Consider the following 25,030-nt stretch of genomic DNA (forward strand, 5'->3'; position numbering starts at 1 on the left):
TTGGTATTCTAGATAAGAAGAAAGCGATCTGACTTTGAAAGTTTACATATGGCGAGAAATTCTGGTCATGCTAGGGTGGAGAGCTTTTTTTAGTAAGCAAATTAGCTACATAGGGAGGATTTTTCATCATGCCTTTAGTTTCAATGACAGAAATGTTGAAAGACGCAAAGGAAAAAGGTTACGCTGTTGGACAGTTTAACTTAAATAACTTAGAATTCACGCAAGCGATTTTACAAGCTGCTGAAGAAGAGAAATCTCCAGTTATCTTAGGAGTATCTGAAGGAGCAGGACGCTACATGGGCGGCTTCAAAACAGTTGTCGCAATGGTAAAAGCGTTAATCGAAGAATATAATGTGACAGTTCCTGTTGCGATTCACTTAGATCACGGTTCAAGCTTTGAATCTTGTGCAAAAGCGATTCATGCAGGATTTACTTCTGTTATGATTGATGCTTCTCACCATCCATTTGAGGAGAATGTAGCAACAACTGCAAAAGTAGTTGAGCTTGCACATTTCCACGGTGTATCTGTAGAAGCTGAACTTGGAACTGTTGGTGGACAAGAAGACGACGTCATCGCTGAGGGCGTTATTTATGCTGATCCAAAAGAGTGCCTAGAGCTTGTAGAACGTACGGGTATTGACTGCCTTGCACCTGCACTAGGTTCTGTTCATGGTCCATACAAAGGTGAACCAAACCTTGGTTTTGCTGAAATGGAAGAGATCGGAAAAGCGACAGGTCTTCCACTTGTTCTTCACGGCGGAACAGGTATCCCAACTGCTGACATCAAGCGTGCGATTTCACTTGGTACAGCAAAAATCAATGTAAACACTGAAAACCAAATTGCTTCTGCAAAAGCAGTTCGCGAAACACTTGCTGCGAAAACAGAAGAGTATGATCCACGTAAATATCTTGGACCAGCTCGTGACGCAATTAAAGCAACTGTTATCGGCAAAATGCGCGAATTTGGTTCTTCTAACCAAGCATAATTTGATGAGAACCGAAAGCCGCCTGACTCACAGGCGGTTTTCTCCATATCTTGAGAAAGCGCAATCAAATTTACATTTCAGACAATTTATTGATAGGAGAGTGGCACAGTTATGTTATTTTTCGTAGATACAGCGAATATCGCAGACATTAAAGAGGCACACGAGCTTGGCATTTTAGCAGGTGTTACAACAAACCCTAGTTTAGTAGCGAAAGAAAAGGACGTATCATTCCACGATCGCCTTCGCGAAATCACTGACGTAGTGTCAGGTTCTGTCAGTGCGGAAGTCATTTCCCTAAAAGCAGAAGAAATGATTGAAGAAGGAAAAGAGCTTGCTGCTATCGCACCAAATATCACTGTCAAAATTCCAATGACTACAGATGGTCTTAAAGCTGTCAAAGCATTAACAGACCTTGGTATCAAAACAAATGTCACGCTGATTTTTAATTCAAATCAGGCACTTCTTGCAGCTAGAGCTGGTGCGACATATGTTTCTCCATTCCTTGGTCGTTTAGATGACATTGGCCACAACGGTCTTGATCTCATCAGTGAAGTGAAAACCATTTTTGATGTTCATGGATTAGATACACAAATCATTGCTGCATCCATTCGTCACCCGCAGCATGTGACAGAAGCTGCACTTAGAGGCGCTCATATCGGTACAATGCCGCTGAAAGTCATCAAGCAGTTGACAAAACACCCATTAACGGATGCAGGCATTGAGCAATTTTTAGCAGACTGGAATAAATAAGTGATTGTGGCAGACGGGATATGTGGTTCCGTTTGCCGCAGTTTTCCTTTAAAAACGCTAAGAAATGTTTTGTGCAAAGAAGAGAACATCACAGCCTCGCAAAGCTTCGATTATTTTTCTTCCGACAAATTTCGTTTAACCTGTATTCTTTCTCTTGATATTGGCTAAATTTTGGACAAGACCTTTTAAAGCGCGACATCCACAACAGTATAACTCCAACAGTGATCTTCTTTAAGAAGGGAGATAAATATGGAAAAATTAAACATTGCCGGCGGTGACCCATTGCGCGGGACCGTACATATTAGTGGTGCGAAAAATAGTGCTGTAGCACTGATTCCTGCCACGATTCTCGCTAATTCTCCAGTAACGATTGAAGGCCTTCCGCATATTTCAGATATTGACACATTACGAGATCTGTTAGAAGAAATTGGCGGAAAGGTCACTTTTGAAAAAGGTGAAATGGTTGTCCATCCTGAATCAATGATCAGCATGCCGCTTCCTAACGGGAAAGTGAAGAAACTGCGGGCGTCCTATTATTTAATGGGGGCCATGCTAGGCAGATTCAAGCAGGCTGTCATCGGTTTGCCAGGAGGATGTCACTTAGGACCTAGACCGATCGATCAGCATATCAAAGGCTTTGAGGCACTTGGAGCCGAGGTGACAAACGAGCAAGGAGCGATCTATTTACGTGCTGAAAAGCTAGTAGGAGCCCGTATTTATCTCGATGTTGTCAGTGTAGGTGCAACCATTAATATCATGCTGGCCGCTGTACTGGCCGAAGGGAAAACGGTGATTGAAAATGCCGCCAAAGAGCCCGAAATTATTGATGTAGCGACACTGCTTGCAAGCATGGGAGCCAACATCAAAGGTGCGGGTACTGACGTGATTCGAATCGATGGTGTAGAATCTCTTCATGGCTGCAAGCATTCGATCATTCCTGATCGCATAGAAGCAGGTACGTTTTTAATTGCAGGTGCAGCGATGGGGGATGAAGTTGTACTTGATAATGTGATCCCAACTCATTTAGAATCAATTACGGCGAAACTGAGAGAGATGGGGTTCACAATTGAAACGAGCAACGATCAGATGCTGATTGTTGGCAGAAATGAAGGACTCAAGCCTGTCGATATCAAAACCCTTGTGTATCCGGGCTTTCCGACCGATCTTCAGCAGCCGATGACCGCTTTGTTAACAAAAGCAAAAGGCACGAGTGTTGTCACAGATACGATTTACTCTGCCCGCTTTAAGCACATTGACGAATTGCGCCGCATGGGGGCAAACATGAAGGTGGAAGGAAGGTCTGCCATTATTACGGGGCAAACTCAGCTTCAAGGAGCAAAAGTAAAAGCAAGTGATCTGCGTGCAGGTGCTTGTCTTGTTGTCGCAGGGTTAATGGCAGACGGTGTGACCGAAATCACAGGGCTTGAACATATAGACAGAGGATATAGTATGCTTGAGGAGAAGCTTGAAGGCTTGGGTGCAACCATCTGGCGTGAAAAGCTGAATGATCAAGAAATAGAAGAACTTCAAAATTCATAAGGCTTTGACTGTGAGAGGAGATTTGGGCAAAAATGGAAAGAAGTTTATCGATGGAACTAGTACGGGTGACAGAAGCAGCCGCATTAAAATCTGCCCGTTGGATGGGAAGAGGATTAAAAGACGAAGCGGATGATGCTGCAACAAGTGCCATGCGTGATGTATTTGATACCATTCCGATGAAGGGAACTGTGGTCATCGGCGAGGGAGAAATGGACGAAGCACCAATGCTCTATATTGGGGAAAAGCTTGGGAACGGATATGGACCTCGCGTGGATGTCGCTGTTGATCCATTGGAAGGAACAAATATTGTGGCGAGCGGCGGCTGGAATGCCTTAGCTGTCATTGCTGTTGCGGATCATGGCAACTTGCTGAATGCACCTGATATGTACATGGATAAGATCGCAGTAGGTCCAGAAGCGGTAGGCTGCATCGACATTGAAGCGCCTGTCATTGATAATCTTCGTGCTGTTGCAAAAGCGAAAAACAAAGATATTGAAGATGTGGTTGCGACGATTTTAAACAGAGATCGACATGAACAAATTATTGCTGAGCTGAGAGAAGCAGGCGCAAGAATTAAACTGATTGATGATGGTGACGTTGCAGGAGCCATTAATACAGCATTTGATCACACAGGTGTTGATATTCTATTTGGTTCAGGCGGTGCGCCTGAAGGTGTTCTTTCTGCTGTTGCGTTAAAGGCACTTGGTGGTGAAATCCACGGTAAGCTTCTTCCTCAAAGTGAAGAAGAGCTGAGACGCTGCGAGAAAATGGGGCTGGATGTTGGGAAAGTCCTCAGAATGGAAGACCTCGTGAAAGGTGACGACGCCATTTTTGCAGCGACAGGTGTAACAGACGGCGAGTTATTAAAAGGTGTTCAATTCAAAGGCTCTGTTGGAACAACACATAGTGTTGTCATGCGTGCAAAATCGGGTACTGTCCGATTCGTCGATGGCAGACACAGCTTAAAGAAAAAACCGAATCTTGTCATTCGTCCGTAATCTGAAAGCGGGTATTCATTACCCGCTTTTCATATAGGTGTCAAATGTATATCATTTTCTTTTTAAAGTTGAATATTCTCTGCAAATGAGGTAAAACTAAAGAGTGCTGCGAAATTTTCTGCGAATTTACTTCTTTTAAGCTTCAATAAGTTTAAATACTGCCGCATCATGACGATATATTCATTATCCTTCTCTATGTTGACAAAGCTCTATTTCACATTGTTCCTATCTTTTACGATAAAACGAGTGGGAGCGTTACCATGAGAGCGAGGTCAATCCAACAAAAAAACGGAATTAAAAGCTAATCAAATACAATGGTCATGCATTTGTAATGAAATACATTGACTAGAAAAGTGTGGTGTCCATATTGAAAGATGTTTCGATTTCATCTTTGGAAAATATGAAATTAAAAGAGCTGTATGAGTTAGCAAAACGGTACAAAATCTCTTATTACAGCAAACTAACAAAAAAAGAATTAATTTTTGCCATCTTAAAGGCAAACGCTGAGCAAGAGGATCTCTTATTTATGGAAGGGGTTCTAGAAATTATTCAGTCAGAGGGATTTGGTTTCTTAAGACCCATTAACTACTCCCCAAGCTCTGAAGATATTTATATTTCTGCTTCACAAATCAGACGCTTTGATTTACGAAATGGAGATAAGGTGTCTGGAAAGGTAAGACCTCCAAAAGAGAATGAACGCTACTATGGCCTCCTTCATGTAGAAGCGGTAAATGGGGACGACCCAGAATCAGCAAAGGAACGTGTTCACTTTCCTGCACTCACACCGCTATTCCCTGATCGCCAAATGATTCTTGAAACACAGCCTAATCACCTGTCTACTAGAATTATGGATATGATGGCACCAGTTGGATTTGGACAACGTGGATTAATCGTTGCACCGCCTAAAGCAGGGAAAACCATTTTACTTAAAGAAATAGCCAATAGCATTTCTGAAAATCATCCAGAGGCAGAACTGATTGTCCTTCTCATTGACGAACGTCCAGAGGAAGTGACAGACATCGAACGTTCTGTTGCAGGGGATGTTGTTAGTTCAACCTTTGACGAAGTACCGGAAAACCACATTAAAGTAGCAGAGCTTGTATTAGAGCGTGCCATGCGTCTTGTTGAACATAAAAAAGATGTCATCATCTTAATGGACAGCATCACAAGGCTTGCTCGTGCATACAACCTAGTCATCCCGCCAAGCGGGCGAACGCTTTCTGGGGGGATTGATCCAGCTGCTTTCCATCGTCCAAAACGTTTCTTTGGTGCTGCGCGTAACATCGAAGAAGGCGGAAGCCTAACGATTTTAGCCACTGCGCTTGTTGATACAGGTTCTCGTATGGATGATGTCATTTATGAGGAGTTCAAAGGTACTGGAAACATGGAGCTCCATTTGGATCGCTCTCTTGCAGAGAGAAGGATTTTCCCGGCGATCGACATTCGTCGTTCTGGTACGAGAAAAGAAGAACTGCTTGTGCCAAAAGAGCATCTTGATCGTCTATGGGCGATGAGAAAATCGATGTCAGATACACCTGATTTCGCTGAGAAGTTCATGCGTAAAATGAGAAAAACAAAGACGAACCAAGAATTTTTCGATATTTTAACGCAAGAATGGAAACAAGCCAATATGTCTGCATCAAGAAGATAGGTTCCTGAAAAAATACATTTGCAATCATAGACTCACGCTGTTATAATTTTATCATGTGCGTTTCAGAATTTATTCTGAGATATTAACTCTGTTTCCGAATTGGATTCAGGGCGGAAGGAGATGACAGTAGATGAAAACAGGAATTCATCCTAACTACAAAAAAGCTACAGTCAAATGCGCTTGTGGAAATGAGTTTGAAACTGGATCAGTAAAAGAAGAGGTACGCATCGAGATTTGCTCTGAGTGCCATCCTTTCTATACAGGCCGTCAAAAATTCGCTTCTGCTGATGGACGTGTTGACCGCTTTAACAAAAAATACGGTCTTAAGTAATAATAGATACAATAAACAGGCAGGAATCCGTTCTTGCCTGTTTTTTTACGTGGATTGATGGAACTTTAAAACGGGGGAGAAGACCTTATGTATGTGATGAAACAAAGCGGTTGGCTTGAAGTCATCTGCGGTAGTATGTTTTCTGGAAAGTCGGAAGAATTGATTCGGAGAGTCAAAAGAGCCACCTTTGCCAAACAAGAAGTAAAAATATTCAAACCAGCAATTGATAACCGATATAGCTCAAACTCAGTTGTGTCACATAACGGTTCATCAGTAGATGGGATTGCAGTATCCTCACCAAAAGACATAATAACGCACATATCAGAAAGAACCGATGTCATTGGCATTGATGAGGTGCAATTTTTTGATGAGACAATCATTGATATTGTCACTCAACTGGCTGATAAAGGCTACCGAGTCATTGTTGCAGGTCTTGATCAAGACTTCAGAGGAGAGCCATTTGGTGTTGTTCCGCATTTAATGGCATGTGCAGAGCTTGTAACAAAACTTCAAGCGGTTTGTTCGGTATGCGGCTCCCCAGCGAGTAGAACACAACGCTTGATCGACGGTAAACCCGCATCCTATGATGATCCTATTATTTTAGTAGGTGCGCAGGAATCATACGAAGCACGATGCAGACATCACCATGAAGTACCAAGACTGGACGTTGGTACAACACTTGACAATTAAAAAAATAGCAAATGCCGCTGTGTTTTGTTTTTCGATATTTTGGCTGAACACCCATCATTTGTACTTAAATAAATTAAATAATACTATGAAAAAATTATCTAATTTTCAACGCTTGCGTTTTGGCATAAGCAGGAATAAAATGACTAACTGTAGTGTAAAGCATTTAAACGAAAAGTTCGATTTCTTGTCATAATTTTTATGATTAAGGGTGTTTCTCCTTAATCATTCTTCTTATTAATATTTAACTTTATTTATATTTTAGAAAGAGGGTAGTTTTTGATGAACAACGTGAAGAAAACAAAAGAAGGGTACCTCGAAACCACTTTGACAGGTAAAGATGTATTATCGATTCCAACGTTGAACAAAGGCGTTGCTTTTTCTGAAGAGGAAAGACAAGAGCTTGGATTAGAAGGCTTACTTCCCCCAACTGTTCTTACTTTAGAACAGCAAGCGGAGAGAGCGTACAAGCAATTTCTAGCTCAGCCAGATCGTCTTCGTCAAAACGTATATTTAAGTGATTTGCAAAACCGTAACGAAGTATTGTTCTATAAGCTTCTTACAGACAAGCTTCGTGAAATGCTTCCTGTTGTTTACACACCAACTGTTGGTGAAGCGATTCAAGAATACAGCCATGAATACAGAAGACCTCATGGTGTTTATCTTTCAATCGACAACATTGACGGCATTGAGAAAGCATTTGAAAACTTACATGCAACAGCAGGCGACATTGACCTCATCGTTGCGACTGACTCTGAGAGCATTCTTGGAATTGGTGACTGGGGCGTTGGCGGTATCAATATTGCGATCGGTAAATTAGCTGTTTACACTGCAGCAGCAGGTATTGACCCAAGCCGCGTCATTCCAGTGGTATTAGATGTAGGAACAAACAATGAAAAATTATTGAATGATCCATTATACATCGGTAACCATCACAAACGTGTGCAAGGTGAAAAATACGAAGAGTTCATTGATGCGTATGTAAAAACAGCACTTAAATTCTTCCCGAAAGCATTGCTTCACTGGGAAGACCTTGGAAACAAAAATGCGCGTAACATCATGAAAAAATACAACGACAAGATCTTAACGTTCAATGATGATATTCAAGGTACGGGTGCCATTACTTTAGCTGGAGTTCTTGCAGCTGTCAAGAAAACTGGCACTAAATTGAAAGATCACCGTGTTGTGATTTTCGGAGCTGGATCAGCTGGTATCGGAATCGCAGATCAAATGCGTGACACAATGGTACTTGAAGGTCTTTCTGAAGAAGAAGCAAACAATGCATTTTGGACATTAGACTACAGAGGATTGTTAACAGATCAATTTGAAGATGAAGTGCTTGATTTCCAAAAGCCGTACCTTCGTTCTTCTGATGAAGTGAGCGGATGGGCACGTGATGAAAAAGGACAAATTTCATTTGCAGAAACCGTTCGCAGGGTGAAGCCGACGATCCTAATCGGTACATCTGGTCAAGGCGGCGCATTCACTGAAGAAATCATTAAAGAAATGGCAGCTCATACAGAGCGTCCTGTGATCATGCCAATGTCTAACCCAACGCCACTTGCTGAGGCAGTGCCAGAGGATCTATTCAAATGGACAGACGGTCGTGCACTTGTTGCAACAGGCAGCCCATTTGATAACGTTGAGTATAATGGCATCGAACATGAAATCGGACAATCAAACAATGCGTTCGTTTTCCCAGGACTTGGTCTTGGTTCTATCGTAACGGAATCAAAAATCATCACAAAAGGCATGTTCGTCGCTTCAGCGAATGCGATTGCTGAAATGGTTGATCATGAAAAACCAGGCGCTGGTCTACTTCCAAGCATTGATAAATTGCAAGAAGTTTCTATTCAAGTGGCAATTGAAGTAGCGAAAGCAGCGATTGAAGATGGAGTGGCAAGAAAAACGCCTGACAACATCGAACAAGCTGTGAAAGACGCAATGTGGATTCCTGAATATAAAAAAATTGTAAGAGCATAATAAAATGTGTCATGCGGCGTTGTTTAGGGTAATTTAAGCAATGCCGCATGAAAAAGAAACATGTTAAGGATTTAAGGAGGAATAGTAAGATGGACTTTTTACATATTTTGATCCTCCTAGCACCGATTTTTTTCGTTATCGCGCTGGGTTGGTTCGCAGGGAACTTCGGCAGCTATGACGCTAAATCTGCAAAAGGTGTAAGTACACTTGTCACAAAGTATGCTTTACCAGCGCACTTTATCGCCAGCATTCTGTCAACACCAAAAGATAAATTCTATAGTCAAATTCCGTTTTTCGTTGCATTGATTTTAGGAATCGTTGGTTTTTATATTATTATCCTTCTTGTGACGAAATTTGCGTTTAAATACGATTTAACAGATTCATCTGTTTTCTCATTAAACTCAGCTCAACCGACCTTTGCATTTATGGGGATTCCGGTCTTAGGCAGTTTATTTGGGGCTCAAGAAGTCGCAATTCCGATTGCGATTACCGGAATAGTTGTAAATGCATTGCTTGATCCAATTGCCATTATTGTGTCAACCGTCGGTGAAAAAACAAAAGGAAAAACAAAAGACGGCGAAAGCTTCTTGAAAATGACAACAAAAGCTATTTTGCATGGTTTGTCAGAACCACTTGCACTTGCACCGCTAGCAAGTATCATCCTTGTTCTTTTAGGATTTAAACTTCCTGAAATCGGACATGAAATGTTAGAGGAAATTGGTAGTGTAACTTCAGGGGTTGCGCTATTCGCAGTCGGTGTAACGGTTGGTATTCGAAAAATTAAACTCAGCTTACCAGCATTCAGTATTGCCCTATTAAAAGTAGCTGTACAACCATTGCTTATGTACTTGATTGCCATTCTTATGGGACTTTCAGCTGATGAAATTACAAAAGCTGTATTGCTGGTTGCCTTCCCAGGTTCAGCAGTTGCAGCGATGATCGCAACACGATTTGAGAAACAAGAAGCGGAAACTGCATCCGCATTTGTGATCAGTGCGATCATGTCACTTATTACATTACCGATCATTATTGCACTTACCGTATAATAAAGAAGACAAAGGGCTAAAATAAAGATCATTTTAGCCCTTTGTCAACAATCTAAGGCTGCCTATCGAGGCAGCCTTTCTTAACGAAATGAATGAAACAGTGGGAAGAGCACACGCTTCTTTTTGATCTCAGGGTGTCCCTTTTCCTTTTCTGCTTCTCCTTTTGATGGTTGTGTCAATGTGGCTGTGAGGCGCTCTAATGTAGCCGTTAATTCTTCAATTTCTTTTCGGTGCTGGAGGAGCTGGTAGGAGACACCTTCATCCGCTTTTTTAGCGAGTTTCCGTTCAATTTCTTGAAAACGTGTTTCAATATGACTGGTGTGTGATTGCTGCTGAAGGAGCTTCTTCACTTGTTCTTCTAAGGCTTCTATCCGCTGTGCAGAGGCAGAAGTTTCTACAGCAGGTGATAACTGCTGAACAGTTTCTTCATGGATCGGCAGCCTAATGTCATGAAGAATCACACCTTCATTCATTTGGCGTTTGACCTCTTTGAGCAGCTGCACAATGTCATCGTGAAATTCGTAATGTCCAAGTTCATTTCGAGCGACAGGGATGTTGAGTTGTTTCACCCAACGCTGAATTGTTTTTGAAGATACACCAATTTCCTTTGCAACCTCATTTGTATTCAAATCAAATGCCCTCCCTTTTTCAGTTACAAGTACCATTCTCTTTCAGGAGTAGCCGTTCCTTCACGTTAGACAAAACAAGTAACCAATCGCCAAAGATCGTGTTTTCTAGTGGAAAATTGCAAAAAACAATTGTTTTGGAAATTTTTTTGACTGTCATACCCTGCTATACTATAATTAGACTGTTACGCACAAAACAGAGGTGAAGACCATGTTAGACCGTTTAAAATCAATCGAAGAACGCTATGAAAAGCTAAATGAATATTTAAGTGATCCTGAAGTGGTGAACGACCCTAAGAAGCTTCGTGAATATTCGAAGGAACAATCCGATATTCAAGAAACTGTTGAGGTATATAGACAATATCGTGCGGCATACGATCAGCTGAATGAAGCGAAAGCCATGCTTGAAGATAAGCTGGATGCCGACATGCGCGACATGGTCAAAGAAGAAATTTCAGAGCTCACAGAGGAAACGGAACGTTTAGAAGACGAACTGAAAATCTTGCTCATCCCGAAAGATCCAAATGACGATAAGAACGTAATTGTGGAGGTTCGTGGTGCAGCGGGTGGAGAAGAGGCTGCTCTTTTTGCAGGGAATCTTTACCGTATGTACAGCCGTTATGCCGAAATGCAAGGCTGGAAAACGGAAGTCATGGAAGCAAGTGTTACTGGCACTGGCGGTTATAAAGAGATCATCTTTATGATTAGCGGAAAAGGCGCATACTCCAAGCTAAAGTTTGAAAATGGCGCACACCGCGTGCAGCGTGTTCCTGAAACAGAATCAGGCGGCCGGATTCATACATCAACAGCTACAGTTGCTGTATTGCCTGAGGCGGAGGAAGTTGAAATTGATATCCACGAAAAAGATATTCGTGTGGATACATTTGCATCAAGCGGACCAGGGGGACAAAGTGTTAATACCACAATGTCTGCTGTTCGTTTGACTCACCTTCCAACCGGTGTAGTGGTTTCCTGTCAGGATGAGAAATCACAAATCAAAAACAAAGAAAAAGCGATGAAAGTTTTGCGTGCGAGAATTTATGATAAATTCCAGCGTGAAGCACAGGCTGAATATGATCAAACACGTAAATCTGCTGTTGGAACAGGGGATCGTTCAGAGCGTATCCGTACGTACAATTTCCCGCAAAACCGTGTAACGGACCACCGCATTGGATTGACGATTCAAAAGCTTGATCAAATTTTAGAAGGAAAACTTGACGAGGTCATTGATGCATTAATTATGGAAGACCAAGCAAGAAAACTTCAAAATGCAAAATAAAGAGCGAACGATCTTTGAAGCCCTTAAATGGGCTTCTTCTTTGTTAACGGAAGCGGGCAGAGACCAAAACGCAGCAGAGCTATTGTTGATGCATGTGCTTGGATGGAACAGAAGTGAACTTCTTGCACGCCTTCATGATCCACTGCCAGAGGTGCAAGATCAACAATTCAGCGAGTTCGTAGCGCAGCACAAGCTTGGAGTGCCTGTTCAGCATTTAACGGGTGTTGAATTTTTTTATGGCCGTCCATTTGAGGTGAACAAACATGTTCTCATTCCTCGTCCTGAAACGGAGGAAGTTGTGCTGGCGGCATTGAATATGGTGAATCGCGTTTTTCCAGATGATCAGCCGCTTAAAGCACTTGATGTTGGCACAGGCAGCGGAGCAATCGCTATAACGTTAGCTCTTGAAAAAAAATCATTATCTGTCACAGCGACTGATATTTCGCATGAAGCACTTGCGGTAGCAAAGCGGAATCAAGAAGCGCTTGGTGCAGACGTCCATTTTTTACAGGGAGATTTACTTGAACCTGTCATGGCTCAAGGCATCAAAGTCGATTTATTTATTTCCAACCCTCCTTATATTGCGGCAGAGGAAATGGACAGTTTATCAGAGGTTGTCACGAAGCATGAACCTGTCAATGCGCTGACTGATGGTCGTGACGGTCTGTGGTTTTATAAGCGTCTCGCTTGTGATCTCCACAACGTACTCAACAAGCAAGCAGTAGTTGTCTTTGAAATTGGACACACGCAAGCACAAGATGTCAAAGCACTTCTCGTGCAGGCATTCCCTTCAGCTGTTGTCCGCATCGTCAAGGACATTAACGGAAAGGATCGAGCTGTTTGCGCACATATTCAAAACGAAAGTCCGGCTGAATAAAGTCGGACTATTTTATTATGTAAAGATGAAACTTATGGTAAAAGAGGAACGTATATATAGAAGAATGAACATTCTGATCATGATTTTTTACATAAATTTGTTTTGAAGGAGCGAATGGTGTGAACAGAAGGTATGCGATGGTGTTGGTCATCGTCAGTGTACTATTGATTGTGAGTGCTTGTGGCAAAACGGGCTTTAAAAAAGAAGCAGCAGCATTTGGAGAAAGTTATAAAAAAGCACAATACACAGTGAATCGAACAGATGACCTATCTGACATGAAGGAGAAGTTGAAGTCTTATTTAACTGATCATGAATATCAAGAATATACACAAGACAGCATGTTCCCGAGTGTATTAGAAGCAGCAAAGGATCAAGATTGTCAAATTAAGCTGAAAAACATTACGTTTACACCTTCAGATGAAAGCGACGACAGGATTGAATTTGACTATGAAATGACCATTCAATTTATTGATCAAAAAGGAAATGTCAAAAAGGAAATCGAGAAGAAAGGGCAAATGACTGTCATCAAAACAGAATCAGGTTTAAAAATCAGCCGAGATTGGGATGGGAGACTGTATCCCTCTGATTACCAATCCTCACACCAAAGCCGTTCATAGGTTGAACGGCTTTTCAACGTGCTCATCTCACGAATCAAATTTAATGGCTCTCGCTCATAATCTATTAAAAAAATCATTTTTGCTGTTTACGAGATGCGTTTCCTGGACACAATGTTTGTAGCGAAGAGAAAAAGTGGGGGGAACACATCATGTTCAAAAGTAAAATGATGATTTGTCTTTATATGTTTCTATTATTATGTGGTGCTTTTGCAAACCTTGGAAAAGAGGAGACAGCGGCTGCTTCTGCAAATCAGCCTGTTGTGATCCCAGATGAAGCGATTCGTTTACGCATTTTAGCCAATAGTGACCGGTCGGCGGACCAGGATGTGAAAAGAAGCATTCGAGATGAGGTCAATGCCAATATAACGGAGTGGGTCAAAGACCTCACATCCATTGAAGAAGCCAGACGTGTCATTCGTTCAAAGCTTCCAGACATCAATCGGATCGCCAAAGCAAAATTAAAGGAACAGCACATTGACCAATCGGTATCCGTCAGTTTTCAAAAAGCCTCATTTCCAACAAAGCTTTATGGAAACTTCGTCTATCCTGCTGGAAAATATGAAGCCATTTTGATTACGCTTGGAGAAGGGGACGGAGCCAATTGGTGGTGTGTGTTATTCCCGCCTCTCTGCTTTATCGACTTTTCAAACGGAGAAGCCATTGCATCACCAGAAGGAGAAGATAAAGGCCAAGTTTCAGCGCAGCAATCAAATGAGTCTGTCAATGAAGTGGTGAAAGAAGAGGAAGAGGAGACTGGTGAAGTGAAGTTCTTTTTGTTCGAATGGGTCTCTAGTCTTTTCTCTTAAAAAAGGTCTAAATCTGTTTTTGCCTCATAGAGTTGAAGTAAGAGATCAAAAAGAGGTGAAAGCATGTTTTATCAATTAAGAATAGCAACAGAAGAAGATGTTCCGGCTATCAATGCTTTTCTTGAAAAAGGACAAGCAAAAGGCGGGGTGACGATTGCAGAACGCACAACATTTGTTGTGATGGAAGATGCGGACGGTCAGCTTGCAGGCTGCTTAGGGCTTGAACAGCTTAGTGAACAAGAGGGATTGCTGCGTTCGCTTGTTATATCGGATAAGCTCGGTCAGGGGCACATTGTTTCTTTGTTCCAAAGTGTTCAAACGCTGGGAGAAAAACAGGGTGTGGATACCTTTTATGTCATAGCAAACCATTCGTCCTCGCATGATTTTTTAGCACTTATGGGCTTTACACCTTTAGAGGAAATCCCGCAATGTGTGTGGGTATCTGCGCATGCAAAAGAGTCATTGGGGAAAGAACAGGCTGTCGTGCTGCAAAAATCGAGAGGTTAATCACAAAAAATCGGACTTATACACATACTTATCCACTGTTAAACAAGCGTTATCCACAAATTGTGGACAACGCTTGTTTTATTTAGCATCATCTTTTATACTTTCAAAAGGATAATCGAGATATATCAACAGTTTTATCTTTTTTAAAAGGAGTTTGTATGATGTTAAATACAAAAAGGTGGTCTGTGGATTTAAAAAAGGATTTATCCACATACTATCCACAAATTAAACAAGCAGCCCTGTTGTTGCAGCAAAATGAAGTGGTCGCTTTTCCGACAGAAACGGTTTATGGACTAGGGGCAAATGCGAAAGAGACCGAGGCAGTTAAGAAAATTTATGAAGCGAAAGGGCGCCCAAGTGATAATCCTTTGATTGTACACATTGCGGAGGTTCAGCAGCTCCATGAATTTGCACAAATAGAAAACGAAAAAATAAAAACACTGATGGGTGCCTTTTGGCCCGGTGCTTTAACGCTTGTGCTTCCATGTAAGCCTGGCATTTTATCAAAGCAGGTGACAGCAGGTTTATCCACAGTGGGTGTAAGAATGCCAGATCATCCCGTTGCACTCGAACTCATCCGGGCAGCTGGCCTGCCAATTGCTGCTCCAAGTGCCAATCGCTCAGGGAAACCGTCGCCGACACTAGCTGATCATGTAGCGAGTGATCTTGATGGGAGAATTGCTGGCATTGTCGATGGCGGTTCAACGGGTATTGGTGTTGAGTCAACGGTTGTATCCTGTATAGACGAGATTCCCGTGATCTTAAGACCGGGTGGCATTACAAAAGAAGCGTTAGAAGAGGTAGTAGGAACAGTCAACGTCGATCCGGGGCTGACGAAAAAGGATGAGGCGCCTGTATCGCCAGGGATGAAATACACACATTATGCACCTGAAGCACAAATGTATATGTTTCATGGAAGTGATGAAGAAATGCAGCGTCACATTCAGAAGTACCAGGCTGAAGGGCTAAAAGTTGGTGTGCTGACGACAGAAGAAAAGAAAGAATGGTTTGCGGCAGATGTTGTTTTTAGCTGTGGACGGAGAGAAAAGCCTGAAACCGTTGCTGCCAACTTATATCGTGTGCTAAGACAGTTTGATGAAACGGATGTAGACTTAATCATTTCAGAAACTTTTTCAGAACAGGGCGTTGGTTCTGCGATCATGAACCGTCTTCAAAAAGCGGCAGGAGGGCGTACCCTCTCTTCGCTCAAATAGTTCTAACCTCTCTTGGACAAACATAGGTTAAAGGAGAATGCGTGTCCAAGGGGGATTTACATGAACGAACTAGCTGGCGAATTGCTGACACTCAGTATCATGGCTTTTGCACTTGGGATGGATGCCTTTTCGGTAGGGCTCGGCATGGGGATGATTCAGCTGAGGATCCGCCAGATCATCTATATTGGACTAGTCATTGGTTTATTTCATATGTTTATGCCGCTTTTTGGTATGCTGACAGGTCAGCTCTTATCTGGCTGGCTTGGCCTCCTTGCAACTTATATTGGCGGGGCGCTGCTTTTGGTGCTGGGGCTGCAAATGATCATTGCCTCTATCCGAAAAGAAGATAAACCATTTATTGCACCTGTTGGGGCTGGTCTCGTTCTTTTTGCCACAAGTGTGAGTGTAGATAGTTTCTCTGTCGGTCTAAGCCTCGGGATTTACGGTTCACGCGTATGGATGACCATTTTTTTATTCGGCTTTTTTAGTATGCTGCTCACATGGCTCGGATTATTGCTCGGTAAACAGGTTCGGTCATGGGTTGGTTCATACAGCGGGGCACTTGGCGGTCTTATTTTACTAGCCTTTGGTATCAAATTATTACTTCCGCTATAGCCAGTCTCTTTACATAACATATAGAATGAAATGCTATATAATAGAAGAAAAGGAGGGCGAAAGATGAATATCTTATTTGTTTGTACGGGAAATACATGCAGAAGTCCGATGGCACAAGCCCTTTTTGCTTCAATCGCTGATGAAAAAGGATTGCATGTGACGGTAAAATCAGCAGGCATCTTCGCCTCTGATGCAGGAAAGGCTTCTCCTCAAGCCATTGAAGCATTATTTGAGAAAAGCATTCCGCTTAATCACTCATCGTCTAAGTTGACTGAGGATCTTCTGAACGAAGCCGATTACGTCTTTACTATGACGATTCAGCATAAACAGTTGATTGTTGAGCAATATGCGCATACGAAAGACAAAGTCTTTACTTTAAAGGAATTTGCGACAGGGTCAGAAGGTGACATATCCGACCCGTTTGGTGGAAGTCTTTCCGTTTACCAAGAAACACGCGATGAACTAGAAGGGCTGTTGTATCAGTTGGCTGAAAAGCTTAAAAAGGATCAAACATCCTCATAAATGGACAAACCTGTAAAACCGTTGTGTAAACGGTTTTTCTGCTTTTGTTTGCAAATGACTAGGCAGAGGTTAAAATATAACTGTAAATAAAGAATGAATGTAAGACATGACAGATCAACTCACCCTTAGGAGGAACTGCCCGATGAAAGTAGCTATTGCATCCGATCACGGCGGAACGAATATTCGTGAAGAAATCAAACAACTAATGGATGAATTAAAGATTGAATACATTGATATGGGTTGTGAATGTGGATCAGGTTCTGTAGACTACCCAGATTATGCTTTTCCCGTAGCCAATATGGTGGCGAACGGAGAAGTCGATCGCGGCATTTTAATTTGCGGGACAGGCATTGGCATGAGCATTTCAGCAAACAAAGTGAAAGGCATCCGCTGTGCGCTGGCACATGATACATTTAGCGCAAAGGCGACTAGAGAACATAATGATACAAATGTTCTTGCGATGGGAGAACGTGTCATTGGCCCAGGATTGGCAAGAGAAATCGCCCGCATTTGGCTGACGACTGAATTTACTGCAGGACGCCATGCTGTACGGATTGGTAAAATCGCTGATTACGAAGAAAAGCACCGATAAGGAGCGCTTAACATGAACATTGGTCAAGATTGGCTTGAAATGTTAAAAGAATTTCATCAAACAGTTGAACTGCGAGCCGGCCAAATCTTAGTGATTGGCTGCAGTACATCGGAAGTGGCTGGCGAGCACATTGGTACAGCGGGAAGTGAGCACATCGCTGAAGCCATCTATCACGAGCTGGATCAGCTGAGACGCGAGACTGGAATTGAATTGGCCTTTCAATGCTGCGAGCATCTAAATCGTGCCCTCGTCGTTGAAGAAGAGATGGCTTACCGGCTTAACCTAGAGATTGTCACTGCAATACCTGTCCGTAAGGCGGGTGGTTCTATGGCGGCGCATGCGTATCAGCAAATGGAGCACCCTGTGCTGGTTGAATCCATTGCAGCGCATGCGGGAATTGATATTGGCGATACATTGATCGGCATGCACCTAAAACGGGTAGCTGTTCCTGTCCGTCTCAGCCGTCATCAATTAGGACAAGCGCATGTGACGTTTGCGAAGACTCGTCCAAAGCTGATTGGCGGAGAACGAGCGGTTTATACAAGATCATAGCTCAGATATATTTCTAATATAATGTTGAATGATGAAGACGCTTTAGCACTTGAATATTCGGATTTTCATAAAAAAGAAGTCGATTTTTCAAAAAAAACTTTTACATTTTACTCAAAAACCATGTACAATGAGATGGTGAAAAACATCGAATGGAAATAGATTGGAGAGGATTTCGCTGATGAAACATTTACCTGAGCAAGACGCACAAGTATTCAAAGCAATTCAACTAGAGCGGAAACGCCAGCAGGACAAAATCGAATTAATTGCATCAGAAAACTTCGTAAGCGAAGCAGTCATGGAAGCGCAGGGCTCTGTTTTAACAAACAAATATGCTGAAGGCTACCCTGGTAAACGCTACTATGGCGGCTGTGAACATGTAGACGTTGTAGAAGATATCGCACGTGACCGCGCAAAAGAAATTTTTGGCGCTGAGTATGTGAACGTACAGCCTCACTCAGGTGCTCAAGCGAATATGGCCGTTTACTTTACAATTCTTGAGCATGGCGATACGGTGCTAGGCATGAACTTATCACATGGCGGACATTTAACACATGGAAGCCCTGTTAACTTTAGTGGCGTGCAGTACAACTTTGTAGAATATGGTGTAGATAAAGAAACGCAGCATATCGACTATCAAGATGTACTTGAAAAAGCACGTGAGCATAAGCCAAAGCTTATCGTAGCGGGTGCAAGTGCATACCCACGTCAAATTGACTTCAAAAAGTTCCGTGAGATTGCTGATGAAGTCGGCGCGTACTTTATGGTCGATATGGCTCACATTGCGGGTCTTGTAGCAGCAGGTCTTCATCCAAACCCAGTTCCTTATGCAGATTTTGTGACAACAACGACTCACAAAACACTGCGTGGACCTCGCGGTGGAATGATCCTATGCCGTGAAGAGTTTGGCAAAAAGATCGACAAATCGATCTTCCCTGGTATTCAAGGCGGACCACTCATGCATGTCATCTCTGCAAAAGCTGTTTCTTTCGGTGAAGTATTGAACGGAGATTTCAAAACATATGCACAAAACGTCATTGATAACGCAAAACAATTAGCTGAAACACTTTTATCTGAAGACATTCAGCTTGTATCTGGTGGAACAGATAACCATCTTGTTCTCATCGACTTGCGTTCTCTCGGGATTACAGGGAAAATTGCAGAAAACGTTCTTGATGAAGTTGGTATCACAGTGAACAAAAATGCGATTCCTTATGATCCAGAGAAGCCGTTTGTTACAAGTGGTGTACGTGTAGGTACAGCAGCAGTGACAAGCCGCGGGTTCGATCAAGAAGCGATGAAAGAAGTCGGTTCCATTATTGCGCTTGCTCTGAAACATCATGAAGATGAAGCGAAATTAGAAGAGGCGAAAAAGCGCGTATCTGATCTAACGGCTCGTTTCCCTCTATATAAAGAATTAGATTATTAAAAAGCAGACCCATTTGCCTATTTTTGGCATGTGGGTTTTTTTTGTAGGATTTGCGAATCATATTGAAAGATGATGTCTTTTTATGTAGAATTGTAGGAAGTGTGCAAAGTTCACCGGAAGATGAAAGAAAAGGAGTTGTAGCAAGCAATGGCAAAGGTTTATGTATTTGATCACCCGCTTATTCAGCACAAACTTACATATATTCGTGACGTTCATACAGGAACAAAAGAATTTAGAGAGCTAGTGGATGAAGTCGCAACGTTAATGGCATTCGAAATCACAAGAGACTTACCGCTTGAAGAGGTAGATGTAGAAACACCTGTACAAAAAGCGAAATCAAACGTGATCTCAGGGAAAAAACTCGGAGTTGTGCCGATCTTAAGAGCAGGTCTTGGAATGGTAGACGGGATTTTGAAACTCATTCCAGCTGCTAAAGTGGGACATGTCGGTTTGTACCGTGATCCGAAGACATTGAAGCCTGTTGAATATTATGTAAAGCTTCCATCTGATGTGGAAGAGCGTGAATTTATCGTTGTAGACCCAATGCTTGCAACTGGCGGATCAGCAGTCGAAGCATTAAATAGTCTGAAAAAACGCGGTGCGAAAAACATCCGCTTCATGTGTCTGATTGCAGCTCCAGAAGGTGTAGAAGAAATGCAAAAACATCATCCAGATGTTGATATCTACATTGCAGCATTAGATGAGAAGTTGAATGAAAAAGGTTATATCATCCCAGGTCTTGGTGATGCTGGTGACCGTATGTATGGAACAAAATAAAATGATTCATGAAAAGCCCACATGCCAACGTGCATGTGGGTTTTTTTGAAAAATATGACAAACGTTTGATATCGTTCTTAGAAAAATCAATGTATACTGAACATTAGCAGTTTTTTTGAATGAATGTCACAGTTCTCCTAAAGTTTGATGAAATTGTGAACATTTTGTGTGCTCTATCATGATAGAAAAGTTTTTTAACTTTCAACGGATTGACACATCATAGACGCTATTGTATGCTAAACGAGGGTATTATGGTAAGGTTTTCATAGCCTATAGCACTCTACTAATCCTCATTGTGAACCCTTTTATAATCAGGGTTTGTATCAGCGAATGAAGCAACATCCCATAGATCTAAAGATTTCAAGTCTGATTGTCCAATTAGACCGATGGGTGATTGATTTTTTTCGAATAGGACGGCTGATCATAAGCGTCTTCTACGCAGTTTTCATCACCATTTATCACCTTTTTTACAATATTTTTCATCGGGAGTCAGATGAATGAACGATCCAAACGCGATTTTCCGCAGACAGAGTAAATACATGTTGTATCTATTGGCAATTTTTGTGTTTGGCTATGCCATGCCTGGTTATAAACCACTCTTTCTTGGTTTCATTATCGGCACAATTTTTGCTTTCTTTAATTTATTTCTACTTATACGGAGAATGCATGCTTTTGATCGAGCAGTTAAAAAAGGAAAATCCATTCGTTCAATGGGAAGTACAGCCAGGTGGGCCAACGCGATTCTCGCAGTAGCGATTGCTTGGCGTTATCCTAATGAAGTTCATCTGGCAGGTGTTGTTATAGGATTAATGACAATATATCCTGTCATTATGATAGATTCCTTCATTCAACTTAAACGTTCTACTATGGAAGAGAGGTGAATACTCTTTGGGTCACAGTTCAAAAACGACAGAATTTTTAGGGTTAACGTTCAACTTATCCAATGTTCTCATGATTACGATTGCTAGTATCATCGTTCTTCTCATAGCGGTGCTGACTACTCGTGTTCTGTCTATTCGTCCGACAAAGGCGCAGAACTTCATGGAATGGATCGTTGATTTTGTTCGAAATATCATAGGTAGTTCGATGGACATGAAAACAGGAGCCCCATTTCTAGCGCTTGGCGTTACATTACTCATGTACATATTCGTTTCAAACATGCTGGGACTGCCATTCTCGATTACGGTCGATCACAACTTATGGTGGAAATCACCAACTGCTGATCCTGCAATCACAATGACACTAGCGATTATGGTCATGGGATTGACACATTACTATGGTGTCAAGGCAAAAGGAGTCAAGGAATATACAAAAGACTTTTTCAAGCCGATCCCATATTTAGTGCCGCTGAAAATCATTGAAGAATTTGCAAACACGTTAACACTTGGTTTGCGTCTTTACGGAAATATTTTCGCTGGAGAGATTCTTCTTGGTTTGCTCGCAGGACTTGCGACCAATTTCTACACGCAAAACATTGCACTAGGTATTGTTGGTACATTAGGTGCCATCGTGCCGATGATTGTATGGCAGGCATTCAGTTTGTTTGTCGGAACCATCCAGGCATTTATCTTCACCATGCTGACAATGGTGTATATCTCCCATAAAGTCAGCGACGAACACTAAAAAATTGAGAGTCCAAAATGGACGTTATTTTAAAGGAGGAGCTTTTTAATGAATTTAATAGCAGCAGCAATTGCAATCGGTTTAGGAGCACTAGGAGCAGGTATTGGTAACGGTCTAATCGTATCTAAAACAGTTGAAGGAATCGCTCGTCAGCCAGAAGCTGGTAGAGAACTAAGAACACTTATGTTCATCGGGGTAGCTTTAGTTGAGGCACTTCCAATTATCGCTGTCGTTATCGCATTCTTGGCATTCTTTGGTTAATATGTGAGAAGCGTTCTAATATGAATTTTAATGGCGAAGATCAGATTAGTTCGAAACTTCGCCATTCCTTTATGTTTTGTTTCTTAACATATTATTTAAAGAAGGGAGTTGCCGTACTAAATGTCTCAGTTACCAGTGGTTTTAGGAGCAGGGGGCTTAAGTTTTAACGCCGGGGATATGTTGTTCCAGCTAATCGCTATGCTCATCCTGCTTGCACTTTTAAAGAAATTTGCGCTTAAGCCTTTATTAGGGATTATGAAACAGCGTGAAGATTATATAGGAAATGAAATTTCAAGTGCTGAACAAAAACATGTCCAAGCTGAAAAGCTTCTTGAAGAACAACGTGTTTTATTGAAAGAAGCACGCGAAGAATCACATACACTCATCGAAAACGCGAAAAAAATTGGTGAGAAACAAAAAGAAGAGATCATTCAAGCAGCACGTCAAGAGTCAGAGCGCTTGAAAGAGTCTGCTAGAACTGAAATCGTGAAAGAAAAAGAACAAGCTGTTGCTGCGCTGCGTGAGCAGGTTGCATCACTATCTGTGTTAATTGCTTCTAAAGTGATTGAAAAAGAACTTGATGAGCAAGCACAAGAGAAATTGATCCAAGAGTACCTTAAAGAGGCAGGCGAAAGCCGATGAGCGTGACTATTGTCTCTAAGCGTTACGCTTCTGCTCTTTTTGACATCGTTCTTGCTTCTTCGGCAGTAGACGAAACTGAAAAAGAGCTGAATGAGATCAAAAAAGTTCTAAAGGCTGATCAAGAACTGAACAACTTTCTTGTTCATCCGAAGATTACGTCAGACAAAAAGAAACATCTAATTGCAGAAGCTTTCAAAGGTGTTTCAACGCATGTGTTACACACAATGTATTTACTGATTGACCGCGGACGCACGAATATTTTCTCTGAAATGACGTCTGAGTTTGTGAAACTTGCAAACCGTGCAAAACAAATAGACGATGCGCTCGTGTATTCAGTTAAACCGCTCAGCGGGGCTGAAATTCAATCTTTATCTGAAGTATTTGCGAAAAAAGCCGGCGTCACATCACTGCGTGTTGAAAACGTGATTGACAAGGATCTAATAGGCGGAGTGAAAATCCGTATCGGAAACCGCATTTATGACGGCAGTGTCAGCGGAAAGCTTTCCCGCATTGAACGTCAGCTTGCAGGCGAAAATCGTTAGAAGGGGTGAAACCTTAGTGAGTATCAAAGCTGAAGAGATTAGCGCGCTGATAAAGCAGCAAATCCAAAACTATCAATCTGAAATTGAAGTAAAAGATGTCGGTACAGTCATTCAAGTAGGGGACGGTATCGCGCGTGTACATGGCCTTGACAACATTATGGCAGGAGAGCTTGTTGAGTTCTCTAACGGTGTAATGGGTATGGCTCAAAACCTTGAGGAGTCTAACGTAGGTATCGTAATCTTAGGACCTTACAAAGATATCCGTGAAGGTGACGATGTAAAACGTACAGGTCGTATCATGGAGGTTCCAGTAGGAGAAGAGTTAATCGGACGTATTGTGAACCCACTTGGTCAGCCTGTTGATGGACTAGGTCCAATTTTAACAAGCAAAACACGTCCAATCGAAAGTGAAGCACCAGGCGTTATGGATCGTAAATCGGTACATGAGCCGCTTCAAACGGGAATTAAAGCGATTGATGCCTTGATTCCAATCGGACGCGGACAGCGTGAATTGATCATTGGGGACCGTCAAACAGGTAAAACATCTGTTGCAATTGATACGATCCTAAACCAAAAAGATCAAGACATGATCTGTATCTATGTAGCGATCGGACAAAAAGAATCAACTGTTCGTGGTGTTGTTGAAACACTTCGTAAGCATGGTGCGCTTGACTACACAATCGTTGTCACAGCTTCTGCATCACAGCCAGCTCCACTTCTTTACCTTGCTCCTTATGCAGGTGTAACGATGGGTGAGGAATTCATGTATAACGGCAAGCATGTGCTTGTTGTGTATGATGACCTTTCTAAACAAGCGGCAGCTTACCGTGAGCTTTCATTATTGCTTCGTCGTCCTCCAGGCCGTGAAGCATTCCCTGGTGATGTTTTCTATCTTCACTCTCGTTTATTAGAGCGTGCAGCGAAGCTTAGTGATGAAAAGGGTGGCGGTTCTATCACAGCATTGCCTTTCGTAGAAACGCAAGCTGGTGATATCTCTGCATATATCCCAACAAACGTTATCTCAATCACAGATGGACAGATCTTCTTACAATCTGACCTCTTCTTCTCAGGCGTACGTCCAGCGGTAAACGCAGGATTGTCTGTATCTCGTGTAGGTGGATCTGCACAAATCAAAGCGATGAAAAAGGTAGCAGGTACACTTCGTCTGGATCTTGCTTCTTATCGTGAGCTTGAAGCATTCGCTCAGTTTGGATCTGATCTAGACCAAGCGACTCAAGCCAAATTAAACCGTGGTGCTAGAACAGTTGAAGTCTTAAAACAAGACTTGAACAAACCGCTTAAAGTTGAAAAACAAGTAGCGATTCTTTATGCACTGACAAGAGGATACTTAGACGATGTAGCTGTTGCTGATGTCAAACGTTTTGAAGCTGAGTTATTCATGTACATTGAAGAAAACCATAAAGACTTGTTTGACACAATCTCTCAAACAGGAAACATGCCTGCTGATGAAGAGTGGAAGACAGCAATCGAAGGCTTTAAACGTACGTTTGCACCAAGCAACTAATTAGTAATCTTTCCGAGAGAAAAAGATTCTCTTTTTCTCTCTTTTCACGTAAATGA

The 25,030-nt window shown here is 42.1% G+C and carries 28 protein-coding genes; 27 read left to right on the plus strand and 1 reads right to left on the minus strand.

Annotated elements, in window-relative coordinates; genetic code table 11:
* The first annotated feature begins 128 nt into the window (after positions 1 to 128).
* The 9 genes from BK049_RS10115 to BK049_RS10155 all read left to right on the plus strand — a co-directional run bounded on the left by BK049_RS10115 (position 129) and on the right by BK049_RS10155 (position 9,971).
* Positions 129 to 986, plus strand: a complete 858-nt coding sequence (locus BK049_RS10115; protein ID WP_008354982.1) for a class II fructose-bisphosphate aldolase — start codon at positions 129 to 131, stop codon at positions 984 to 986.
* A 111-nt stretch (positions 987 to 1,097) separates the two neighbouring features.
* On the plus strand, positions 1,098 to 1,736 hold the full coding sequence (gene fsa, locus BK049_RS10120) for a fructose-6-phosphate aldolase (RefSeq protein WP_071168431.1): 639 nt from the start codon (positions 1,098 to 1,100) through the stop codon (positions 1,734 to 1,736).
* Positions 1,737 to 1,985: 249 nt separating this feature from the next.
* Positions 1,986 to 3,275 carry a UDP-N-acetylglucosamine 1-carboxyvinyltransferase gene (locus BK049_RS10125; RefSeq protein ID WP_071168432.1) on the plus strand — a complete coding sequence of 430 codons (1,290 nt, stop codon included), beginning with the start codon at positions 1,986 to 1,988 and terminating at the stop codon, positions 3,273 to 3,275.
* A gap of 32 nt (positions 3,276 to 3,307) precedes the next feature.
* Positions 3,308 to 4,273, plus strand: coding sequence for a class II fructose-bisphosphatase (gene glpX, locus BK049_RS10130; RefSeq protein ID WP_008354977.1), 966 nt, complete (start codon positions 3,308 to 3,310; stop codon positions 4,271 to 4,273).
* Positions 4,274 to 4,640: 367 nt separating this feature from the next.
* On the plus strand, positions 4,641 to 5,924 hold the full coding sequence (rho, locus tag BK049_RS10135; protein WP_008354975.1) for a transcription termination factor Rho: 1,284 nt from the start codon (positions 4,641 to 4,643) through the stop codon (positions 5,922 to 5,924).
* 130 nt (positions 5,925 to 6,054) lie between these two features.
* Positions 6,055 to 6,255: a 50S ribosomal protein L31 gene (rpmE, locus tag BK049_RS10140; RefSeq protein ID WP_003215407.1), complete on the plus strand. Its 201-nt coding sequence runs from the start codon at positions 6,055 to 6,057 to the stop codon at positions 6,253 to 6,255.
* An 87-nt stretch (positions 6,256 to 6,342) separates the two neighbouring features.
* A complete protein-coding gene (locus BK049_RS10145) occupies positions 6,343 to 6,945 on the plus strand; it encodes a thymidine kinase (RefSeq protein WP_008354973.1) in 603 nt (200 codons plus the stop codon).
* 279 nt (positions 6,946 to 7,224) lie between these two features.
* Complete coding sequence (gene malS / locus BK049_RS10150) at positions 7,225 to 8,925, plus strand: oxaloacetate-decarboxylating malate dehydrogenase (protein ID WP_071168433.1); 1,701 nt, start codon at positions 7,225 to 7,227, stop codon at positions 8,923 to 8,925.
* An 89-nt stretch (positions 8,926 to 9,014) separates the two neighbouring features.
* Positions 9,015 to 9,971: an AEC family transporter gene (locus BK049_RS10155; protein WP_008354969.1), complete on the plus strand. Its 957-nt coding sequence runs from the start codon at positions 9,015 to 9,017 to the stop codon at positions 9,969 to 9,971.
* 80 nt (positions 9,972 to 10,051) lie between these two features.
* Here the strand turns inward: BK049_RS10155 and racA are convergent, their stop codons facing one another.
* Positions 10,052 to 10,600, minus strand: coding sequence for a chromosome-anchoring protein RacA (gene racA, locus BK049_RS10160; RefSeq protein WP_071168434.1), 549 nt, complete (start codon positions 10,598 to 10,600; stop codon positions 10,052 to 10,054).
* A gap of 208 nt (positions 10,601 to 10,808) precedes the next feature.
* On the opposite strand from racA, the gene prfA reads away from it, so the two are divergent.
* The 18 genes from prfA (at position 10,809) to atpA (ending at position 24,974) form a co-directional block, all read left to right on the plus strand.
* Positions 10,809 to 11,876, plus strand: a complete 1,068-nt coding sequence (gene prfA, locus BK049_RS10165; RefSeq protein ID WP_008354965.1) for a peptide chain release factor 1 — start codon at positions 10,809 to 10,811, stop codon at positions 11,874 to 11,876.
* On the plus strand, positions 11,866 to 12,753 hold the full coding sequence (prmC, locus tag BK049_RS10170) for a peptide chain release factor N(5)-glutamine methyltransferase (protein ID WP_071168435.1): 888 nt from the start codon (positions 11,866 to 11,868) through the stop codon (positions 12,751 to 12,753). The genes prfA and prmC overlap by 11 nt, the downstream gene beginning before the upstream one ends.
* Positions 12,754 to 12,890: 137 nt before the next feature.
* Complete coding sequence (locus BK049_RS10175) at positions 12,891 to 13,370, plus strand: hypothetical protein (protein WP_008354961.1); 480 nt, start codon at positions 12,891 to 12,893, stop codon at positions 13,368 to 13,370.
* A 149-nt stretch (positions 13,371 to 13,519) separates the two neighbouring features.
* A complete protein-coding gene (gene spoIIR / locus BK049_RS10180) occupies positions 13,520 to 14,176 on the plus strand; it encodes a stage II sporulation protein R (RefSeq protein ID WP_008354958.1) in 657 nt (218 codons plus the stop codon).
* Between the two features lie 63 nt (positions 14,177 to 14,239).
* The gene (locus BK049_RS10185; protein WP_071168436.1) at positions 14,240 to 14,683 is read left to right on the plus strand and encodes a GNAT family N-acetyltransferase; all 444 of its coding nucleotides are present in this window, start codon (positions 14,240 to 14,242) and stop codon (positions 14,681 to 14,683) included.
* 161 nt (positions 14,684 to 14,844) lie between these two features.
* The gene (locus BK049_RS10190) at positions 14,845 to 15,897 is read left to right on the plus strand and encodes an L-threonylcarbamoyladenylate synthase (RefSeq protein ID WP_083381112.1); all 1,053 of its coding nucleotides are present in this window, start codon (positions 14,845 to 14,847) and stop codon (positions 15,895 to 15,897) included.
* 60 nt (positions 15,898 to 15,957) lie between these two features.
* The gene (locus tag BK049_RS10195; RefSeq protein ID WP_008354952.1) at positions 15,958 to 16,512 is read left to right on the plus strand and encodes a manganese efflux pump MntP; all 555 of its coding nucleotides are present in this window, start codon (positions 15,958 to 15,960) and stop codon (positions 16,510 to 16,512) included.
* A gap of 63 nt (positions 16,513 to 16,575) precedes the next feature.
* On the plus strand, positions 16,576 to 17,034 hold the full coding sequence (locus BK049_RS10200) for a low molecular weight protein arginine phosphatase (protein ID WP_071168438.1): 459 nt from the start codon (positions 16,576 to 16,578) through the stop codon (positions 17,032 to 17,034).
* 142 nt (positions 17,035 to 17,176) lie between these two features.
* The gene (gene rpiB, locus BK049_RS10205; protein ID WP_008354947.1) at positions 17,177 to 17,626 is read left to right on the plus strand and encodes a ribose 5-phosphate isomerase B; all 450 of its coding nucleotides are present in this window, start codon (positions 17,177 to 17,179) and stop codon (positions 17,624 to 17,626) included.
* A gap of 12 nt (positions 17,627 to 17,638) precedes the next feature.
* The gene (locus BK049_RS10210; protein ID WP_008354944.1) at positions 17,639 to 18,178 is read left to right on the plus strand and encodes a TIGR01440 family protein; all 540 of its coding nucleotides are present in this window, start codon (positions 17,639 to 17,641) and stop codon (positions 18,176 to 18,178) included.
* Positions 18,179 to 18,356: 178 nt separating this feature from the next.
* Positions 18,357 to 19,604: a serine hydroxymethyltransferase gene (glyA, locus tag BK049_RS10215; RefSeq protein WP_008354942.1), complete on the plus strand. Its 1,248-nt coding sequence runs from the start codon at positions 18,357 to 18,359 to the stop codon at positions 19,602 to 19,604.
* A 147-nt stretch (positions 19,605 to 19,751) separates the two neighbouring features.
* The gene (gene upp / locus BK049_RS10220) at positions 19,752 to 20,381 is read left to right on the plus strand and encodes a uracil phosphoribosyltransferase (RefSeq protein WP_008354940.1); all 630 of its coding nucleotides are present in this window, start codon (positions 19,752 to 19,754) and stop codon (positions 20,379 to 20,381) included.
* Between the two features lie 497 nt (positions 20,382 to 20,878).
* Positions 20,879 to 21,262 (plus strand): ATP synthase subunit I, encoded by a 384-nt coding sequence (locus BK049_RS10225; RefSeq protein WP_071168439.1) that lies wholly within the window; start codon positions 20,879 to 20,881, stop codon positions 21,260 to 21,262.
* Between the two features lie 7 nt (positions 21,263 to 21,269).
* A complete protein-coding gene (gene atpB, locus BK049_RS10230; RefSeq protein ID WP_008354937.1) occupies positions 21,270 to 22,004 on the plus strand; it encodes a F0F1 ATP synthase subunit A in 735 nt (244 codons plus the stop codon).
* A 48-nt stretch (positions 22,005 to 22,052) separates the two neighbouring features.
* On the plus strand, positions 22,053 to 22,265 hold the full coding sequence (atpE, locus tag BK049_RS10235; RefSeq protein ID WP_003214968.1) for a F0F1 ATP synthase subunit C: 213 nt from the start codon (positions 22,053 to 22,055) through the stop codon (positions 22,263 to 22,265).
* Between the two features lie 120 nt (positions 22,266 to 22,385).
* Positions 22,386 to 22,907: a F0F1 ATP synthase subunit B gene (atpF, locus tag BK049_RS10240; protein WP_008354935.1), complete on the plus strand. Its 522-nt coding sequence runs from the start codon at positions 22,386 to 22,388 to the stop codon at positions 22,905 to 22,907.
* Positions 22,904 to 23,449: a F0F1 ATP synthase subunit delta gene (locus BK049_RS10245; protein WP_071168440.1), complete on the plus strand. Its 546-nt coding sequence runs from the start codon at positions 22,904 to 22,906 to the stop codon at positions 23,447 to 23,449. Before atpF ends, BK049_RS10245 begins: the two co-directional genes overlap by 4 nt.
* A gap of 16 nt (positions 23,450 to 23,465) precedes the next feature.
* The gene (atpA, locus tag BK049_RS10250) at positions 23,466 to 24,974 is read left to right on the plus strand and encodes a F0F1 ATP synthase subunit alpha (RefSeq protein WP_008354932.1); all 1,509 of its coding nucleotides are present in this window, start codon (positions 23,466 to 23,468) and stop codon (positions 24,972 to 24,974) included.
* Positions 24,975 to 25,030 lie beyond the last annotated feature (56 nt).

This window comes from Bacillus xiamenensis, assembly GCF_001857925.1.
GTDB lineage: Bacteria > Bacillota > Bacilli > Bacillales > Bacillaceae > Bacillus > Bacillus xiamenensis.

Excerpts from the sequence above, each read along its gene's own strand:
- spoIIR (WP_008354958.1), top strand. The coding sequence starts at position 13,520 with ATGTTCAAAAGTAAAATGATGATTTGTCTTTATATGTTTCTATTATTA.
- atpF (WP_008354935.1), top strand. The coding sequence starts at position 22,386 with ATGTCTCAGTTACCAGTGGTTTTAGGAGCAGGGGGCTTAAGTTTTAAC.
- prfA (WP_008354965.1), top strand. The coding sequence starts at position 10,809 with ATGTTAGACCGTTTAAAATCAATCGAAGAACGCTATGAAAAGCTAAAT.
- BK049_RS10175 (WP_008354961.1), top strand. The coding sequence starts at position 12,891 with ATGGTGTTGGTCATCGTCAGTGTACTATTGATTGTGAGTGCTTGTGGC.
- BK049_RS10115 (WP_008354982.1), top strand. The coding sequence starts at position 129 with ATGCCTTTAGTTTCAATGACAGAAATGTTGAAAGACGCAAAGGAAAAA.
- prmC (WP_071168435.1), top strand. The coding sequence starts at position 11,866 with ATGCAAAATAAAGAGCGAACGATCTTTGAAGCCCTTAAATGGGCTTCT.
- BK049_RS10145 (WP_008354973.1), top strand. The coding sequence starts at position 6,343 with ATGTATGTGATGAAACAAAGCGGTTGGCTTGAAGTCATCTGCGGTAGT.
- glyA (WP_008354942.1), top strand. The coding sequence starts at position 18,357 with ATGAAACATTTACCTGAGCAAGACGCACAAGTATTCAAAGCAATTCAA.
- malS (WP_071168433.1), top strand. The coding sequence starts at position 7,225 with ATGAACAACGTGAAGAAAACAAAAGAAGGGTACCTCGAAACCACTTTG.
- fsa (WP_071168431.1), top strand. The coding sequence starts at position 1,098 with ATGTTATTTTTCGTAGATACAGCGAATATCGCAGACATTAAAGAGGCA.
- BK049_RS10225 (WP_071168439.1), top strand. The coding sequence starts at position 20,879 with ATGAACGATCCAAACGCGATTTTCCGCAGACAGAGTAAATACATGTTG.
- rpiB (WP_008354947.1), top strand. The coding sequence starts at position 17,177 with ATGAAAGTAGCTATTGCATCCGATCACGGCGGAACGAATATTCGTGAA.
- BK049_RS10210 (WP_008354944.1), top strand. The coding sequence starts at position 17,639 with ATGAACATTGGTCAAGATTGGCTTGAAATGTTAAAAGAATTTCATCAA.
- BK049_RS10195 (WP_008354952.1), top strand. The coding sequence starts at position 15,958 with ATGAACGAACTAGCTGGCGAATTGCTGACACTCAGTATCATGGCTTTT.
- BK049_RS10155 (WP_008354969.1), top strand. The coding sequence starts at position 9,015 with ATGGACTTTTTACATATTTTGATCCTCCTAGCACCGATTTTTTTCGTT.
- BK049_RS10185 (WP_071168436.1), top strand. The coding sequence starts at position 14,240 with ATGTTTTATCAATTAAGAATAGCAACAGAAGAAGATGTTCCGGCTATC.
- BK049_RS10200 (WP_071168438.1), top strand. The coding sequence starts at position 16,576 with ATGAATATCTTATTTGTTTGTACGGGAAATACATGCAGAAGTCCGATG.
- BK049_RS10245 (WP_071168440.1), top strand. The coding sequence starts at position 22,904 with ATGAGCGTGACTATTGTCTCTAAGCGTTACGCTTCTGCTCTTTTTGAC.
- BK049_RS10125 (WP_071168432.1), top strand. The coding sequence starts at position 1,986 with ATGGAAAAATTAAACATTGCCGGCGGTGACCCATTGCGCGGGACCGTA.
- upp (WP_008354940.1), top strand. The coding sequence starts at position 19,752 with ATGGCAAAGGTTTATGTATTTGATCACCCGCTTATTCAGCACAAACTT.
- glpX (WP_008354977.1), top strand. The coding sequence starts at position 3,308 with ATGGAAAGAAGTTTATCGATGGAACTAGTACGGGTGACAGAAGCAGCC.
- rpmE (WP_003215407.1), top strand. The coding sequence starts at position 6,055 with ATGAAAACAGGAATTCATCCTAACTACAAAAAAGCTACAGTCAAATGC.
- atpE (WP_003214968.1), top strand. The coding sequence starts at position 22,053 with ATGAATTTAATAGCAGCAGCAATTGCAATCGGTTTAGGAGCACTAGGA.
- BK049_RS10190 (WP_083381112.1), top strand. The coding sequence starts at position 14,845 with ATGTTAAATACAAAAAGGTGGTCTGTGGATTTAAAAAAGGATTTATCC.